The 15,022-nt window shown below is 61.5% G+C and carries 17 protein-coding genes; 8 read left to right on the top strand and 9 right to left on the bottom strand.

Annotated features, from left to right (window positions below; all coding sequences use genetic code 11):
* Positions 1 to 39 precede the first annotated feature (39 nt).
* From LB568_RS12805 to LB568_RS12825, 5 genes are all read left to right on the top strand, one after another.
* Positions 40 to 528: an NUDIX hydrolase gene (locus LB568_RS12805; RefSeq protein ID WP_023776232.1), complete on the top strand. Its 489-nt coding sequence runs from the start codon at positions 40 to 42 to the stop codon at positions 526 to 528.
* A gap of 108 nt (positions 529 to 636) precedes the next feature.
* Positions 637 to 948, top strand: a complete 312-nt coding sequence (locus LB568_RS12810) for a PilZ domain-containing protein (protein ID WP_023764226.1) — start codon at positions 637 to 639, stop codon at positions 946 to 948.
* 662 nt (positions 949 to 1,610) lie between these two features.
* Entirely contained in the window at positions 1,611 to 5,399 is a 3,789-nt protein-coding gene (locus tag LB568_RS12815) for a vitamin B12-dependent ribonucleotide reductase (protein WP_224730313.1), read from the top strand.
* 30 nt (positions 5,400 to 5,429) lie between these two features.
* Positions 5,430 to 6,047 carry a hypothetical protein gene (locus LB568_RS12820; protein ID WP_224730314.1) on the top strand — a complete coding sequence of 206 codons (618 nt, stop codon included), beginning with the start codon at positions 5,430 to 5,432 and terminating at the stop codon, positions 6,045 to 6,047.
* 9 nt (positions 6,048 to 6,056) lie between these two features.
* Positions 6,057 to 6,458, top strand: a complete 402-nt coding sequence (locus LB568_RS12825; protein ID WP_224730315.1) for a hypothetical protein — start codon at positions 6,057 to 6,059, stop codon at positions 6,456 to 6,458.
* A 48-nt stretch (positions 6,459 to 6,506) separates the two neighbouring features.
* Here LB568_RS12825 and LB568_RS12830 read toward each other — a convergent pair whose 3' ends face one another.
* The 3 genes from LB568_RS12830 to LB568_RS12840 all read right to left on the bottom strand — a co-directional run bounded on the left by LB568_RS12830 (position 6,507) and on the right by LB568_RS12840 (position 8,020).
* Entirely contained in the window at positions 6,507 to 7,133 is a 627-nt protein-coding gene (locus tag LB568_RS12830) for a hypothetical protein (protein ID WP_224730316.1), read from the bottom strand.
* Complete coding sequence (locus LB568_RS12835) at positions 7,126 to 7,647, bottom strand: hypothetical protein (RefSeq protein ID WP_224730317.1); 522 nt, start codon at positions 7,645 to 7,647, stop codon at positions 7,126 to 7,128. Before LB568_RS12835 ends, LB568_RS12830 begins: the two co-directional genes overlap by 8 nt.
* Before the next feature lie 94 nt (positions 7,648 to 7,741).
* Complete coding sequence (locus LB568_RS12840) at positions 7,742 to 8,020, bottom strand: TfoX/Sxy family protein (RefSeq protein WP_224730318.1); 279 nt, start codon at positions 8,018 to 8,020, stop codon at positions 7,742 to 7,744.
* A gap of 194 nt (positions 8,021 to 8,214) precedes the next feature.
* On the opposite strand from LB568_RS12840, the gene LB568_RS12845 reads away from it, so the two are divergent.
* Positions 8,215 to 8,574 (top strand): hypothetical protein, encoded by a 360-nt coding sequence (locus LB568_RS12845; RefSeq protein ID WP_013895815.1) that lies wholly within the window; start codon positions 8,215 to 8,217, stop codon positions 8,572 to 8,574.
* 13 nt (positions 8,575 to 8,587) lie between these two features.
* Here LB568_RS12845 and LB568_RS12850 read toward each other — a convergent pair whose 3' ends face one another.
* Positions 8,588 to 9,553 (bottom strand): DUF3592 domain-containing protein, encoded by a 966-nt coding sequence (locus tag LB568_RS12850; RefSeq protein ID WP_224730319.1) that lies wholly within the window; start codon positions 9,551 to 9,553, stop codon positions 8,588 to 8,590.
* Between the two features lie 110 nt (positions 9,554 to 9,663).
* On the opposite strand from LB568_RS12850, the gene LB568_RS12855 reads away from it, so the two are divergent.
* Positions 9,664 to 10,035, top strand: coding sequence for a VOC family protein (locus LB568_RS12855; protein ID WP_224730320.1), 372 nt, complete (start codon positions 9,664 to 9,666; stop codon positions 10,033 to 10,035).
* Positions 10,036 to 10,072: 37 nt separating this feature from the next.
* On the opposite strand, the gene LB568_RS12860 is transcribed toward LB568_RS12855, so the two are convergent.
* The gene (locus tag LB568_RS12860; RefSeq protein WP_224730321.1) at positions 10,073 to 10,696 is read right to left on the bottom strand and encodes a class I SAM-dependent DNA methyltransferase; all 624 of its coding nucleotides are present in this window, start codon (positions 10,694 to 10,696) and stop codon (positions 10,073 to 10,075) included.
* 180 nt (positions 10,697 to 10,876) lie between these two features.
* Between LB568_RS12860 and LB568_RS12865 the strand changes: the two genes are divergently transcribed.
* A complete protein-coding gene (locus tag LB568_RS12865) occupies positions 10,877 to 11,065 on the top strand; it encodes a hypothetical protein (RefSeq protein WP_224730322.1) in 189 nt (62 codons plus the stop codon).
* Between the two features lie 34 nt (positions 11,066 to 11,099).
* Here the strand turns inward: LB568_RS12865 and LB568_RS12870 are convergent, their stop codons facing one another.
* The 4 genes from LB568_RS12870 to LB568_RS12885 all read right to left on the bottom strand — a co-directional run bounded on the left by LB568_RS12870 (position 11,100) and on the right by LB568_RS12885 (position 14,951).
* Positions 11,100 to 12,167: a GH25 family lysozyme gene (locus LB568_RS12870; RefSeq protein WP_224730323.1), complete on the bottom strand. Its 1,068-nt coding sequence runs from the start codon at positions 12,165 to 12,167 to the stop codon at positions 11,100 to 11,102.
* A 217-nt stretch (positions 12,168 to 12,384) separates the two neighbouring features.
* On the bottom strand, positions 12,385 to 13,176 hold the full coding sequence (locus LB568_RS12875) for a phosphodiester glycosidase family protein (RefSeq protein ID WP_224730324.1): 792 nt from the start codon (positions 13,174 to 13,176) through the stop codon (positions 12,385 to 12,387).
* A gap of 132 nt (positions 13,177 to 13,308) precedes the next feature.
* Complete coding sequence (locus LB568_RS12880) at positions 13,309 to 13,935, bottom strand: transglutaminase-like cysteine peptidase (protein ID WP_224730325.1); 627 nt, start codon at positions 13,933 to 13,935, stop codon at positions 13,309 to 13,311.
* A gap of 143 nt (positions 13,936 to 14,078) precedes the next feature.
* Positions 14,079 to 14,951, bottom strand: a complete 873-nt coding sequence (locus tag LB568_RS12885) for an undecaprenyl-diphosphate phosphatase (protein WP_224730326.1) — start codon at positions 14,949 to 14,951, stop codon at positions 14,079 to 14,081.
* Positions 14,952 to 15,022: the final 71 nt, after the last annotated feature.

Below are 15,022 nucleotides of genomic sequence, written 5' to 3' on the forward strand. Positions count from 1 at the left end.
GACGGCAAACGATTCTGGAGGCTGGGGCTAGCTTCTCCGATGTTGACGAGGCCAACGACGCACAACCATCTGGCCGAAAGGGTCCGGCGACTCTTCGGCACTGCGCCGTGCCGTCTGCAGGTTGCCGCCCTGCCCTGGCGCGATACCGGGAACGGTGTCGAGATCATGCTGATCACCAGCCGCGACACCGGCCGCTGGGTGCTGCCCAAGGGCTGGCCGGAGGCCAGGGAGCCGCTCTGCGAGGCGGCAGCGCGCGAGGCCGGCGAGGAAGCCGGATTGCGCGGAACCGTGTCCCATCTCGAAGCCGGCCGCTACTTCTATGCCAAGGTGCTGGCTTCGGGTGAAGAAGTGCCCTGCGAGGTGCTGGTGTTTCCGCTGCACGTCGAAAAGATCGCCGACCGCTGGAAGGAAAAGCGCGCCCGCACCCGCAAATGGGTCAATTCCAGCGAAGCGGTGCGCATGGTCAACGAACCGGACCTTTGCCAGATCATCGCCTATTTCTGCGCCGACCCGCACAGGTTCTCCTAACCCACCCCTTACGCGTGCATCATGGCCGATTTACAACCTTATGGTTGTGTCCATGAATGGTTTGCTAATTTTTCTCCGCTACAAATCGATCAATCTGGCGTTTGATTGATGATGAAGCCCGTAGACAACCTTCAGCAAGGTCCCGGCGAGCCGCAGCGCGAGCATCGTCCGCGCGTGCTCAAGGGCGGAACTATCATCACCGGCATTCAAAACTCGGAAGTCGGCGTTACCGTGCGCAATCAGCATGCGGGCGGCGCCGAGTTGAAGGTACCGCTCGAGTCCCGGGTTCCCGATCGCTTTCTTCTCTATGTGCCGCTCGACGGCGTCGCCTATCGCTGCGAGGTCCGCTGGCGCCGCAACGACCGGATTGGCGTGAAGTTCACCGGCATCGAGCCAAAGCCGAAGTTGCACTACGGCTGATTTTTTGGAACTGCCGCTTTTGCTGGCGGCTGAAGCGTTTTCGCGGACCGCCACGCCGGCCATCGGCGGCGCGCATCCCGTCGCCGGAAAATAGTGATCGCGGCGGGTCAATCTGTCCCCGTTATCCACATATGTGACACACAAGATGTTGGGGTCACAAAAGCTACGCAAACGAATCCTTGACGGCGCAAAACGAGTCGCCTTTTATAGGCCATGTGCTCCTGTTGAGAGCGCGACCGGAAAGTTCTGAGCCCGGTCTTTTTCCCGGATTATGTGAGTTTTGCCCGCATTTCCGCCTGTTTACGAGGCCGGCGGAAGCGTTGGGATTGTGGGTGGCGGGGCGACGAAAGGGAGAATTGTCGGACTGGAATAAATTGTCTGTTAACACTATATTTAGTGTTTGCAGGTAGGTTCGACGCTAGATAGTGTGAATTTCCCTCGAGTGAGGGAATCGAAAAAATCAGATTTGAGGGACCCGCGAGGGTCCGCCGGCCCGCTGGACATGTGCTTCGCAAGGAGCCTGACCTGCAAGGACCGACGGAGACCGCGAAATGGAGAGCCGGCCGTTTTCAAACGCCGGCAGACGGCGGACATGCGTGTTTCGCATTGGGGGCAGAAATCCCTGACGAAAGCGCTATATATAGACAAAAGGGACAGGACCAATGCGCATCGAGCGTCGTTTCACCAAGCCGGGACAATCTGCTTACGCGGAGATCGAATTCCGCAAGGCGCTTTCCGAGATTAAGAATCCGGATGGCTCGGTGGTGTTCCGTCTCGACAACATCGATGTGCCGGCGCAGTTCTCCCAGGTTGCCGCCGACATCCTGGCGCAGAAGTATTTCCGCAAGGCCGGTGTCCCCGCGCGGCTGAAGAAGGTCGAAGAGAACGACGTTCCTTCCTTCCTGTGGCGCTCCGTCGCCGACGAGGCCGAGCTTGCCAAGCTGCCGGAAGCCGAGCGCTACGGTTCCGAGATCGACGCCCGCCAGGTCTTCGACCGGCTGGCCGGCACCTGGACCTATTGGGGCTACAAGGGCGGCTACTTCAAGTCGGAGGACGACGCGCTCGCCTTCCGCGACGAGCTTGCCTACATGCTGGCCACGCAGCGCGTGGCGCCGAATTCACCGCAATGGTTCAACACCGGCCTGCACTGGGCCTATGGCATCGACGGTCCGAGCCAGGGCCACTTCTATGTCGACCCCTTCACCGGCAAGCTGACCAAGTCGAAGTCCTCCTACGAGCATCCGCAGCCGCATGCCTGCTTCATCCAGGGCGTGCAGGACGACCTCGTCAACGAGGGCGGCATCATGGATCTGTGGGTGCGTGAAGCGCGCCTGTTCAAATACGGCTCCGGCACCGGCTCGAACTTCTCGTTTCTGCGCGGCGAAGGCGAAAAGCTGTCTGGCGGCGGCCGTTCCTCGGGCCTGATGAGCTTCCTCAAGATCGGCGACCGTGCGGCGGGCGCCATCAAGTCGGGCGGCACGACGCGCCGCGCGGCGAAAATGGTCATCGTCGACGCCGACCACCCCGATATCGAGGAATTCATCGACTGGAAGGTCAATGAAGAGCAGAAGGTCGCCTCGCTGGTCACCGGCTCCAAGATCGTCAAGAAGCATCTCGAAGCGATCATGAAGGCCTGCGTCAACTGCGAAGGCCATGACGACGACTGCTTCGATCCTGCCATCAACACCGCGCTGAAGCGCGAGATCAAGGCAGCCAAGAAGTCGGCCGTGCCGGAGAACTACATCTACCGCGTCATCCAGTTCGCCAAGCAGGGCTACACCTCGATGTCGTTCAAGACCTACGACACCGACTGGGATTCGGACGCCTACCTGACGGTCTCGGGCCAGAACTCCAACAATTCGGTGTCGCTGAAGGACGATTTCCTGCGCGCTGTCGAGCAGGATGGCGACTGGCACCTGACCGCCCGCAAGGACGGCAAGGTCTTGAAGACGCTGAAGGCCAGGGACCTCTGGGAAAAGATCGGCTACGCCGCCTGGGCGTCGGCCGATCCGGGCCTGCATTTCAACACGACGATGAACGACTGGCACACCTGCGCGTCGGCCGGTGCGATCCGGGCCTCCAACCCGTGCTCGGAATACATGTTCCTCGACGACACGGCCTGCAACCTCGCCTCGATCAACCTTTTGCCCTACCGCAATGCCGACGGCACGATCGATATCGCCGCCTATGAGCATACGGTCCGGCTGTGGACCATCGTGCTCGAAATCTCCGTCATGATGGCGCAGTTCCCGTCGAAGGAGATCGCCAAGCTCTCTTACGAATACCGTACGCTCGGCCTCGGCTACGCCAATATCGGTGGCCTGCTGATGACCTCTGGCATTCCCTATGATTCCGACGAGGGCCGCGCGATCTGCGCCGCACTCACCGCGATCATGACCGGTACCGCCTATGCCACTTCGGCCGAAATGGCCTCCGAGCTCGGCGCCTTTGCGGACTATGACCGCAACGCCCAGAACATGCTGCGCGTCATGCGCAACCATCGCCGCGCCGCCTATGGCGACAAGGACGGCTATGAGAAGCTGGCCGTCAATCCGGTGCCTCTGGTCGCCTCCGACCTCAAGCAGCAGGCGCTGGCCGATCATGCGAAAGCCGCCTGGGACCGCGCCATCGAGCTTGGCGAGGAGCATGGCTACCGCAACGCACAGGCAACCGTGATCGCGCCGACCGGCACGATCGGCCTGGTCATGGATTGCGACACCACCGGCATCGAGCCTGATTTCGCCCTGGTGAAGTTCAAGAAGCTCGCCGGCGGCGGCTACTTCAAGATCATCAACCGCGCCGTGCCGGAAGCGCTGCGCACGCTCGGCTATTCCGAAGCGCAGCTCGCCGAGATCGAGGCCTATGCGGTCGGCCACGGCAACCTCAACCAGGCGCCCGGCATCAATCCCGGCTCGCTCAAGGCCAAGGGTTTCACCGATGACAAGATTGCCGCGCTCAATGCCGCGCTGAAGTCGGCCTTCGACATCAAGTTTGTCTTCAACCAGTGGACGCTCGGCGCCGACTGGGTGAAGGAGACCTTTGGCTTCACCGACGAGCAGCTCAACGACTTCTCGTTCGAGATGCTGCCGGCGCTTGGCTTCTCCAGGAAGGACATCGAGGCCGCCAATATCCATGTCTGCGGCGCCATGACGCTGGAAGGCGCGCCCTTCCTCAAGGCCGAGCACCTGCCGGTGTTCGACTGCGCCAGCCCGTGCGGCAAGATCGGCAAGCGCTCGCTTTCGATCAACAGCCACATCCGGATGATGGCGGCGGCGCAGCCCTTCATCTCGGGCGCCATCTCCAAGACCATCAACATGCCGAACGACGCGACGGTGGAAGACGCCAAGGGTGCCTACATGCTGTCGTGGAAGCTGGCGCTGAAGGCGAACGCCCTCTACCGCGACGGCTCGAAGCTGTCGCAGCCGCTGAACTCCTCGTTGCTCGCCGATGTCGAGGACGACGAGGACGAAGCTCTCGATCAGCTGATCCAGGCACCGGCCGCCGCCCGCGCCGCGCAGATCACCGAGCGGATCGTCGAACGCATCATCGAGCGCGTGTCGCGCGAGCAGGAAAAGCTGCCCGGCCGTCGCAAGGGCTACACCCAGAAGGCCAAGATCGGTGGCAACACCATCTTCCTGCGCACCGGCGAATATGATGACGGCCGCCTCGGCGAGATCTTCATCGACATGAACAAGGAGGGTGCCACGCTGCGTGGCCTTCTCAACAACTTCGCCATCGCCATCTCGCTCGGCCTGCAGTACGGCGTGCCGCTCGACGAATATGTGCACGCCTTCACCTTCACCAAGTTCGAGCCGGCCGGCATGGTGCAGGGCAATGACGCGATCAAGAGCGCGACGTCGATCCTCGACTACGTGTTCCGGGAGCTGGCGATTTCCTATCTTGGCCGCAACGACCTCGCCCATGTCGACCAGTCGGACTTTTCCAACACCGCACTTGGCCGCAACATCAGCGAAGGCAAGACCGACGCCGTCTCCAAGGGCCTGACCCGCGGTTCGCCGGTGAAGCTGGTTTCCCGGGCAAGCGGCAACGATCCCAAGGGCTTTGCCGGCGGTTCCACCGGCACCCCTGCCCGCTCGGCGCCGACAGCCTTTTCCGGCTCCAACGTGCTGGCGCTGAAGCCGGCCAGCGACGAGGCGGTCGCCTACAAGCGCGATTATGAGGACCGGGCCAAGGAATTGGCGGAAGACATCGCCTTCGAGGAAGCGGCCGACGCGGCCAGCGTTTCCGCGGATGCCACCGCGGCCCTGTTCACCGACGCCGCAGCGAACGAAGCGGCCGAGGCGAAGAAACTCGCCGCCGACCGCCGCGCCAAGTCCCTGCTCCAAGGCTACACCGGCAATTCTTGCTCCGAGTGCCAGAATTTCACCATGGTGCGGAATGGGACCTGCGAGAAGTGCGATACGTGCGGCGCCACGAGCGGGTGCAGCTGAGAAAGGTCCAGGTCGACGAGGAATTCGACCATGGACAAGCCTCCTCGCAACTTTCGTGTAATCGACGGGGGGGGGCAAGCGCCCGCCCGGTGGCTTGATATTCCCTCTGCAGTCATCGGCAGATCACCTTTCGAAAATGCAGACAACGTCGTTTATCGAGTTGCTCAACACGACGCGCGCAAGGCATTGGACCTTGGCAGGAAGCAGCCGCTTCTGGATCTATGGAGTGTTGTGTTAGGCGAGATACCACCTGTGAATAACGCGTTCTCAAAATGGGGAAAAACAGCGGACGCGCACAAACTCTCGTCTCTGCTTGGCGCACACGCCTGCTTTCGTGGTATCAAGCGTCCTGCAGGGAACGATGACAAGGGGTTTGATTTTTACGCTTTCGTATCAAAGCCCGCCATATTCTTCATATATGATCCAAGCCTCGGTTGTGTGATCAAGCCGTCACACGTACCAGAGGATGTGGTGCATGTAACATACGTACGGCTCGACTATCCTGAGGGCCGTCCGGTAGGAAAATGCTCGAAGGTAGCCAGTGGCGCAATCGGTGTTGTCACGCATTGGGAGTTTGTCGAAGCAGACAGTGACTCGCCGAACTTGCCCGTAAACTTTGCGGAGCGCTACCGACGACAAATGTGGTGAACAGACGCTATGGGAAACATAGATAGGACAAGTACGATCGGCAGCTATCGGCCATGTGCCATCTACTACGAGCAGTCCGACAGCCTTGAATATGTGCGGGTAGACTCGCCAAGCGTTTACCGCCGTGTCGATGACTTTCTGACCCTGATATTAGCAATGGAAGATCGCTCGCCTATAGGATTTAAACTTAAAGGCTTCAGACACTTTTACCTTCGTCATCTCAAAAGGAACTATCACTCAGAACGCCAAGAATTTTTGGCACTCGTAAAGATCGTAGAAGAGGCTCTTTGCGTTTTCGGGAACAAAATTTTTGACGATGAGAAGCGTATCGCTTATCAAAGAGCTATCGATATTGCTCAAAGCGACAACGTTGAGGTCAGGGATTTTCCGTCAATGGCATCACACGGGTAAAAGAAAGCCACTGGCCACATTTCGCGTCGTGCTAACTAGTCCCGGCATCTAGCCCGCCGGCATCCTTAGCGTCTGCTCATCAAACAACGGCTCGTCCTGGCCGGCACGCACGAACAGCACCTTCATCCCCTCACCCGCCGGCACCTCGAAATACTGGATGCCGTCAGGCATTTCGCCCCAGTCGCCGCAGGGCGGTTCGGGAACCTCGTCGGGATTGGTGAGCGCTTCCAGCTCTTTCGCGTAGGCGGCGTTGGGGCTGAATGTGTAGCGCTTGAGGCCGGCGGGCACGGCGACCTCAGTGTAGGGCATCAGCACACAGCGATCGCTGACGGCCTTGTCGGTCTTTTCCAGGAACAGGCGCTGCAAGGCAGCCTCGGCGGTTTCGCCCGGTTTGATGTCGAACAGTTCGACCAGCGGATCGGCCGCGCCGCCATCGCTGTATTTGATGGCGAGTGCGTTGCCGGCGAATTCGAAATGAATCTGGCGGAAACCGAAATCGCAGCGCTGTGCCCAGGCGGCCAGTCCGATCGTCTTGTCGGCCAGCCTTTCCCAGACGCATTTTTCGATCGGCGGTCGCGATGGCGCCGGCTCGTCCGCCACGGCGGCCAGCGTTACGGCGGATAGCGTCGCGGACGCAGACAAGGCGCAGGCGATCGATCTCACGGCGCTATTCATCGCTGCAACCTGTCAGAGCAAAGGCATCCCAGGCCGAGCCATCCGGATTGGCGTTGGCGAAATCGGCCCATTCGGTGAAGGCCACACCGAAATCGGGCAGAAGTAGCCCTTTCGGCGCCGGTGTCGCTTCGCGCGCGTTCAACTGCTCGGCGCCGCTTCCGGTCAAGGCATAGACCTGGCCGTCCCATAGCCTGCACAGCCCACTGCCATCTTGCAGGCCCGCCTCGCGGTCGTCATCGGTGCAGGCGTGGCGGATGGTGCCGAGCGGGAATGAATTCTTGCCGTTGGTCCAGGTGATGTCGGCCGGCAGGTTTTTATCCGTGTTGGGAACGGTCAGCGAAAACACCTGCGCCGTCAGTGCCGCCGGTTCGTTGTCGATCGGCCGGAATTGCATCACCGCGCCCGAGCGCGGCTCGCGATAGGTGGCATGGCTCAGCAGGCATTCCTTGGCGGTCGCTGCCTGCACCGGGCCGAGCAGGCCGAGGAAAACGAAGGCCAATTTGCGGGTGATCATCAAATGTCCCTGGGAAAACGTTGCTGGCCGCGTGCCGGCCCGCACAGTCGCATCATCCGCGCAAAAGCATAAGCGAAATCCGGCGCGGCTGCGTTTATCCGCTCCCTGCCGGTTGGCTGTTCCGGTGCGCCTGCTCACGCAGATGCTCCTTGGTTTCGGTATCAAGCGCCCGCCAGTCGCAACCGCGAAGTGCGGCCTCCATCGCATAGAGTGCGAGGATCGACACATGCCGTCCAAAACGGAACTTCAGCCGGCGGTAAGCTTCAACCACGCCGAAACCGCGCAGATCCTCCTCACAGAGAATATCGATTTCCGCCAGCATCCGCGCCATGGCCGGTCCGAGGTTCCTCATGTCTTGGATGCGAGTGCTCATCGCCGGGCCTCAGAGCGTTGAAGGCGCATGAGATAGTCTCCAGGATTTGGCGATTTGTTTGGACCGTTGGCCCACAGTCGCATCGTCCGGCCAAAAGCGGAATCCGGAATGGCCGCATTTTCTGCTGGACGAATACTCCGCACAAATCCCACCACTGCTATACGATCGAGCATGGCGGATCGAGGAGACAGGTGATGCGGCGTTTGGCAATGACCATGGCAATGTCCGCATGCGCGAGCGGCACCGCGCTGGCCGCGCCACCTTATGTCGGGACTTGGTCCCACGACCGGCTGAACTGTAGCGCGGCCGCCGACGTTCAACGCCAGACGGTTTTCACGGTGGACAAGGCGGCCCTGTCGCTTCCCGAATTCGGTTGCGAGCATGCGGCCTTTCGCAAAACAGCCACGGGCTGGGTGGTGCATGCGAGCCAGTGCTACGGCTCCGATCCGACACTCGAGGAGCCGTTCGCTCGTGTTGTCCATATCGAGAGGCATGGCGCCATGTTGCGGTTCACCTGGCCTGGCTTCGACAGCGGACCGCTCGTGCGCTGCTGAAGCAATCAGCGTCTCAAACCAGCCCGACCAGCAAGGCCGCGCCGCCGAGAAAGCCCACCGAACAGACCCACAGCAGCCAGAGCCCCCGCACCCGGCATTCCAACACCGCAGAGGCGGGATTGGCGGGGTCGTAGTGGACTTCGACCTGGCTGCCCTCGGCATAACTCCGTGCCTGGCCACTGACGAGGCCGGGCAGTGAAGCGGTGACCGTGGCGCCGAAGGTGACGCGGTCGGAGGTGTAGCGCTGGCCGGCGACGCCATAGCTGTAGACGATGCGGGATTTGAAGACGGTGTGCCAGCGTCGATAGTTGCTATGGTTGCGGAGCGCCTGCAGGCCCGAGGTGTCAATGCGGCCGGCGGCGACCGGCCATTTCGCGGCCTGCCCGGCAAGCGACTTCTGGGCGAAACCCATACGCAGCGCGAACAGGCCCATGAACAGCAGCAGTGCCGCGGCGCCGAGGTTTTGCGGCTTGGGCAGATACGGCCGGATCGCCTCCAGCAGACCGCCGACGGAAAACACCAGAACCAGCGCGCCGATCACCAGCCCGGCCGAAAGCTGGAACATGAACTTGAAGGCGCCGTCCGGCATGGTGCGCTCGATCACGGCTTTGCTCGGATCGGCCGGGTTGTAGAACACGGTCACGTCGGCGCCGCGCGGAAACTGCGCAAGGGTCTCGGTGACCTCGAAATTCCCCAGATTTTCCTGCACGCTGTAGCGCGAGCCTTGAAATTTCTTGCCGCCCACCTTGTATTCGAAGGTGATCGCCGGAAAATTGCGCATCTCGGTGGTATCGCTGCTGTCCGAGCCAGCGCCCGAGCTTCTGACTTCACGCGCCTCGACGCGCGACGAGATGATCTTTCCCGGCGTCGGCAACCAGTGGCTGAGCGCCCGCACCTCCCGCCATTTCATGACGGTGATGAACGACAACATGGCGGCGACCGCGCAGACAAAGCCGACAAGCAGAATCTTGAGTTCCACCCTGATCCCCCCGGAGTGCAGGAACCGGCACTAGACAGCACCGCGACTGCAATGTCTCGCTTATTCGCAAAATCGCAAGGCAACCCATCACATCCCAGACGGAGCACCAAATGATCGATCACATAACCATCGAAGTGGGTGATCTGGAGAAGAGCAAGCTTTTCTATGAACGGGCTTTCGCGCCCCTGAAGTATCGCCTGTCCTTCGGCAAGGAAGGCATATTCTGGGCTTTCGATGTCGGCAATGGCTGCCTGTTCGAGATCCAGCGAACCGGCGAAGCGCCACCGCTATCCCATCTGCACGTCGCTTTCCGCGTCGGCAGCAAGGCAGAGGTCGATGCGTTCCATGCGGCAGCGCTGGAGGCCGGAGCCAAAGACAATGGGGCGCCCGGCCGGCGTCCGGACTATGCCGAGAATTACTACGCCTGCTTTGTGCTCGACCCCGATGGTTACAACATCGAGGCGATGATCAACGCGGCGTGAGGCGCGCTTCGACGAGGGAAAAGGGAAAAATATCCCTTCATGCCGGCCTCACAGCCAGAAACGTGTTCCATTCCTCGTTGTTGCGGCCGATGTTGAAATCATCCCTGAGGAGGACCAGCCCGGCGCTTTCGAGACGGGCCGCGAAGTCGTCCCTGCGCCAGTAGACCGTATGATATTTGCCTGATGTCTCGCCATCGCCATTGCGCATCGATACGAGGAAGGCGCCGCCTGGCCGCAGTGCCCCGGCAATCTTGCCAAGCACCTGGTCGGTCTGGTCGCGCGGCACATGGATCAGGACGGCCAGGGCCAGGACGGCGTCATAGGGGCCGCCGAGATCATCGGTGATGAGATCGAGAAGCTCACCATGCTTGCCGCGCGCGGCCTGCAGTTCGAGAAACCGTTTTGTCGCGTCGGTGCGGCGAACCTTCACGCCCAGGCCCTCCAGAAAATCCGCGTCGTAGCCGGCACCCGACCCGACTTCCAGAATCCGGCCGGATGTGCCGGCAATCGCCACAAGGCGCTTCAACGACGCCTGCTCTCTCTCGTTGGGAACATGGCGCACGATGGCATCGTAGCGTTCCGCATAGTCCTCATAGGCACTGATCGTCCGGCGGCTCTTGGCCAGAGCCTTCGACAACATCTTTCCCTCCCTTGCATCCATGCTGGCCAAAGAGCTTCTTCAGCGAATGGTGCCGGCAAATACGCGTCCGTCAAGCATGCCGATGTGGTGCACGAAATGATCAGACATGCGCCCATCGACACGACGACGTGATAAAAGGGTCATTTGACGATCGATGCGATCGGATGAAAAATCCGCGGAGACAACAACCGGAACGCGGCCATGAGCGACGAAACCGAGGACGACACCGACATCGTCAACCAGCTCGCCTATGTCAGGGCCGATCCCACTCAGCACGATACGCTTACGCTTCTCACCATGATCGATGCCGCGATTGCCGAGATCATGGCCTTGAGGAGGAGCCTGCGGCTGAGCGAGGAGCGGAACGACCGGAGCAACCAGCTCCAATAGGCAGCCGGAACGAGCAGCAACGCGCGAAAAAACCCTAGTCCGCGTCGGCCACCATCTGCCGGCCGCCGGCCCAGGCACGCCATTGCCGCTCGTCGCCATTGAAGACGTTGAGGTCGATACGGCCGGTGACGCCATGCGACAGGCCGGAGCCGGAATATTGCCAGAACAGCCATTTGCGGTCGGGATAGACCTTTGACGGATGCCTCGCCACCGCGCGCAGCCAGAACGAATAGTCGAGGAATTGGCCCCTGAGATTGTCCCGGTAAAAATCCGGCGCGGTGTAGATGATCGGCCGCTGGCCGTAATGGCGCTCGAGCTTGTCCATGAACACCTGCATCTTCTCCAGCACCTTTTCGCGCGACGGGCGTCGCTTGCAGCTGGAGTCGCCGTTCCACTCGACATCGATCACCGGCGGCAATGCGCCGTCGACCTTCGGCACGTTGCGGATGAACCAATCGGCCTGTTCGCCGGCGGTGCGGCACCAGTAGAAGAAGTGGTAGGCGCCGCGCTTCAGCCCGGCGGCGTCGGCGTTGCGCCAGTTTTTCATGAACATCGGATCGAGATGGTCGCCGCCGTCGGTTGCCTTGATGTAGGCGAAATTGGCACCCTGGGCGCGCAGCTTCTCCCAGTTCACGTTGCCCTGCCAGCGCGACACGTCGACGCCATGCACGGCAAGGTGCCGTGGCGAGGAGCGGCCGAAATTGATCGGCTTGGCGTCGCGAAAGCCGTAGCGCGTGACTGGACCGGCGAGCATGGCAGGGGCTGCCCGCGTCAGCAGTTTCGGCGGCGAGACCAGGGCTGCCGGCTCGACCGGAGCATCGGCGCTGTCGGGCAATTCGGGCGCTGGAAACGCTACCGTCTCCTCCTCCGCCAGGCCGAAAGGCTGAACATTTTCGTCCGCAGGCGCGGCCTCGGCCACTCTGCGCGCATTGCCGACCTTCGCCACCGGGACGGATGCGATCGGCGCGCTTGGCCGCACCACCGAACTGGTCGTTTCGTTCGATGGCCTCTGCACGTCGAGCGCGTCCATGCCCGATGTCGACGAGCAGCCGGCAAGGCACAGCGATGCGATCATGAAACTGACGACGCCTGGTAACCGCATCTGGACCTGTACTCGAAACACAACAGACCGAGGGCAACGGCCGACGGACAACCGGACCAGTTATGAACGAGAAATTACCAATAAAGATTGAATCAAGTTTTTTACCATGCCTGTGGCCGGTTTCGGACATTCGCCGCCGGCGCCATCGCAGTGATGATCGTCGCCGTGGTCGTCATCACGCTGCGTGGCAGGCGGGCCGCGCGAACCTGGCCATATCCTAGCCACTTTTCCTGAAGACGCCGATCATCGGTCCCAGATTCCAGTAGTCGTCGTTGCGGCCGATGGCCGGGGCGAGCAGGCTCGATATCGTACCGTCGAGAAACAGCGCGTTGTCGCAGCCGAGCGCATCGCGGAACAGCCGGGCGAATGCATGGAACGTCACCGTGCCGTTCGAAATGGCAAAGACCGTGACACCGTCCTTGCGCACCCCTACCCCGTCGCGGGTCTTGCGCGATGTGCCGTCGGCCTGAAATTTCGGATGAAGCTGGCCGTCGATCACCAGCATCGGTCCCGATTGCGTCGCATAGTCGGTGGCCGGCCGCTTGCTGACGAAGTCCCTGGTCGCCCGGACCGCGGCCTTGCCGTCGCTGACATAGAAGATGCCATTTGGCTGCAGCGAGAAATTGCCGCTGCCGGATCCCGTCTTGACCGTCGCCATTTCCCGGCCACGCTCGACATAGAGGCCGACCGGCCTGAGGTCTGGATGGTACATGCCGGCATTGATGGCAAACAGCATCGTGCGGCCAGCCATGCGCTGGGCGGCGTCGAGATTGTGCAGCGATTGAAATGGCTTGCCTGTCTGGTCTTTCCAGAACAGCTCGACCGAATATTGCTTGGGGTCGACCTCGCAGACCAGATAGCTGGTCGCCTCGAAGGTAAAGTCGCGGCACGGCGGCACCGTCGCGAACCATTGGCCGAATGCCACCGTCGTGGCGACCGCCTGCGGCAACGTGGCCTTGATCAAGGCCAGCAGCCGCGGCGCGGAATTGAAAAGCGTCAGAAAATCCATGCACCCACCCAGCTCCAACGAGCTACCGTGGATAGCATCGCTGGCCGGCATTGTGGAAGCTCGGCCTGGAACGGCGTGGATCGGCAATGGGATGTCGCGGACCCGAGGGCACTGGCCGCGGAGCCGACGAGACTATTTGACAGCACTGACCAGCTGTTCGTCGCCACCAAGAATGGAGACCCAGTGTCCAGTGTCGTCGCTCGCCTGCCGCTTCAGATAGCGGTAGCTGGTCTGGTTCCAGAGCCGGACCTTGTCGGTCAGATTGTCGAGGATAAAGTCGCCCTTGTCCGTCCGCACCGTCAACACGGCATGACCTTCACCATCAGGCTTGCGAACCACCGTCATCAGCAGATTGGCTATGGCAATGCCCAGCCTGTTCAGTTCACGCCGCTTTTCCAGCGCGTAATCCTCACAGTCGCCGAAGCCGTTGTCCGGATAGGCCCACCACTCGTCCTTGCCGTAATTGTCCACGTCGCTCATCGGCTTGACGCGCGTGTTGACCGAGAGATTTACGGCTGACATCTCGTGCAGCAGCTTGCCGGTCATCTGTTCCGGCACGCTGTCGTGTGAGCGGACCGAACATTCGGCGGCATGGATCTTGCAGAAATCATAGTGGCCAATCGGCTGGGAGGTCGAGCCGCCGACAACCATGGAAACAGGAGCCGCGTAGGCGAAACTCGCTGCGGAACACAACGCGGTCAGAGCAACCGCCAGCCCCAGCCCCTTCGCCTTTCGGCGCCAACCCTTCGAGGATGCCATCCGGCCCCGCCCATCTGTTTTGTTAACAGAACGTTAAAGGCTGTTACCTACCGAAGTCAATCAAGCCGGCTGATCACATCTTTGCGGGCCGAAGCGTGGAGGTTTCAAGGTTGCTCCCGCGCAACACAGAGCCGACCACGAGCCTAGGCAAGCCACCCGATCGCAACGCCTAGCAGCAAGACGATGCCGAGCAGGCCACGATAGATGACGAAAGGCCAGGCGGAAAACCGTTCCAGCACGCGCATCAGTCCCCAGATGGCGAAGAAGGCGGAAATCGAGGCGACGACCAGTCCGGTGGCGAGAACCGACCATCCGTGGGCATCGAGATGGACCTTGTGCAGTTCCCAAAGCTCCTTGAGGCCGGCAAGAGCGATGGCCGGCAGCCCGAGCAGGAACGAGAACCGCGCTGCCTCGGCCCGCTTGAAGCCGAGCCCAAGTGCTGCCGTCAGGGTCGAGCCCGAGCGCGAGACGCCGGGTATCAGCGCGCCGATCTGGGCGACGCCGACAAGCAGCGCATCGGCGAGCGAGGCTTCGCCCATGGTGCGCCGGTGGCGGGCGAAAATCTCGGCCAGCGCCAGCAGGACCGCCATGGCGATGCAGGACCAGCCGATCACGCTCAGGCTGCGCAGCGGCGAATTGCAGGCGTTGAGGATGCCCGACAGCGCCACGCCGGCAATGACGATCGGGACCGTCGCCAACACGATCCAGGAAGCCAGCCGGAAATGCCGGTCGGCAAAATCGCGGCGTGTGAGGGCGTCGATGGAACCGAACAGCAGGTCCCTGACATCGCCCCAGAAATAGCTGACCACGGCGGCAAGGGCCGCAAGCTGCATGGCGGCGGAAAAGGCCGACCCGGGATCCTGCCAGCCGAGCACCGCCGGCACGATGCGCATATGGGCGGTCGAGGAGATCGGCAGCAGTTCGGTAATGCCCTGCACTAGGCCGAGAAAGGCGACCTTGGCATATCCCAGGCCGACAAAGCCCGTATCCAGGCCCTGGGTGCAGATGTCAGCCATGTCGGATTCCGTGTGTGAGAGATCGAATTTGCGCGGCATCGACCAGCCTTGGCCTGTCCCGCCTTGGCCTG

This window comes from Mesorhizobium sp. B263B2A, assembly GCF_020165775.1.
GTDB classification, from domain to species: Bacteria; Pseudomonadota; Alphaproteobacteria; order Rhizobiales; family Rhizobiaceae; genus Mesorhizobium; species Mesorhizobium opportunistum.

Bases quoted from the DNA above. Each gene is read 5' to 3' on its own strand.
- LB568_RS12880 (WP_224730325.1), bottom strand. From the start codon at position 13,935: ATGGCATCCTCGAAGGGTTGGCGCCGAAAGGCGAAGGGGCTGGGGCTG.
- LB568_RS12825 (WP_224730315.1), top strand. From the start codon at position 6,057: ATGGGAAACATAGATAGGACAAGTACGATCGGCAGCTATCGGCCATGT.
- LB568_RS12815 (WP_224730313.1), top strand. From the start codon at position 1,611: ATGCGCATCGAGCGTCGTTTCACCAAGCCGGGACAATCTGCTTACGCG.
- LB568_RS12805 (WP_023776232.1), top strand. From the start codon at position 40: ATGTTGACGAGGCCAACGACGCACAACCATCTGGCCGAAAGGGTCCGG.
- LB568_RS12820 (WP_224730314.1), top strand. From the start codon at position 5,430: ATGGACAAGCCTCCTCGCAACTTTCGTGTAATCGACGGGGGGGGGCAA.
- LB568_RS12885 (WP_224730326.1), bottom strand. From the start codon at position 14,951: ATGGCTGACATCTGCACCCAGGGCCTGGATACGGGCTTTGTCGGCCTG.
- LB568_RS12810 (WP_023764226.1), top strand. From the start codon at position 637: ATGATGAAGCCCGTAGACAACCTTCAGCAAGGTCCCGGCGAGCCGCAG.
- LB568_RS12835 (WP_224730317.1), bottom strand. From the start codon at position 7,647: ATGATCACCCGCAAATTGGCCTTCGTTTTCCTCGGCCTGCTCGGCCCG.
- LB568_RS12845 (WP_013895815.1), top strand. From the start codon at position 8,215: ATGCGGCGTTTGGCAATGACCATGGCAATGTCCGCATGCGCGAGCGGC.
- LB568_RS12840 (WP_224730318.1), bottom strand. From the start codon at position 8,020: ATGAGCACTCGCATCCAAGACATGAGGAACCTCGGACCGGCCATGGCG.
- LB568_RS12875 (WP_224730324.1), bottom strand. From the start codon at position 13,176: ATGGATTTTCTGACGCTTTTCAATTCCGCGCCGCGGCTGCTGGCCTTG.
- LB568_RS12855 (WP_224730320.1), top strand. From the start codon at position 9,664: ATGATCGATCACATAACCATCGAAGTGGGTGATCTGGAGAAGAGCAAG.
- LB568_RS12870 (WP_224730323.1), bottom strand. From the start codon at position 12,167: ATGCGGTTACCAGGCGTCGTCAGTTTCATGATCGCATCGCTGTGCCTT.
- LB568_RS12860 (WP_224730321.1), bottom strand. From the start codon at position 10,696: ATGGATGCAAGGGAGGGAAAGATGTTGTCGAAGGCTCTGGCCAAGAGC.
- LB568_RS12865 (WP_224730322.1), top strand. From the start codon at position 10,877: ATGAGCGACGAAACCGAGGACGACACCGACATCGTCAACCAGCTCGCC.
- LB568_RS12830 (WP_224730316.1), bottom strand. From the start codon at position 7,133: ATGAATAGCGCCGTGAGATCGATCGCCTGCGCCTTGTCTGCGTCCGCG.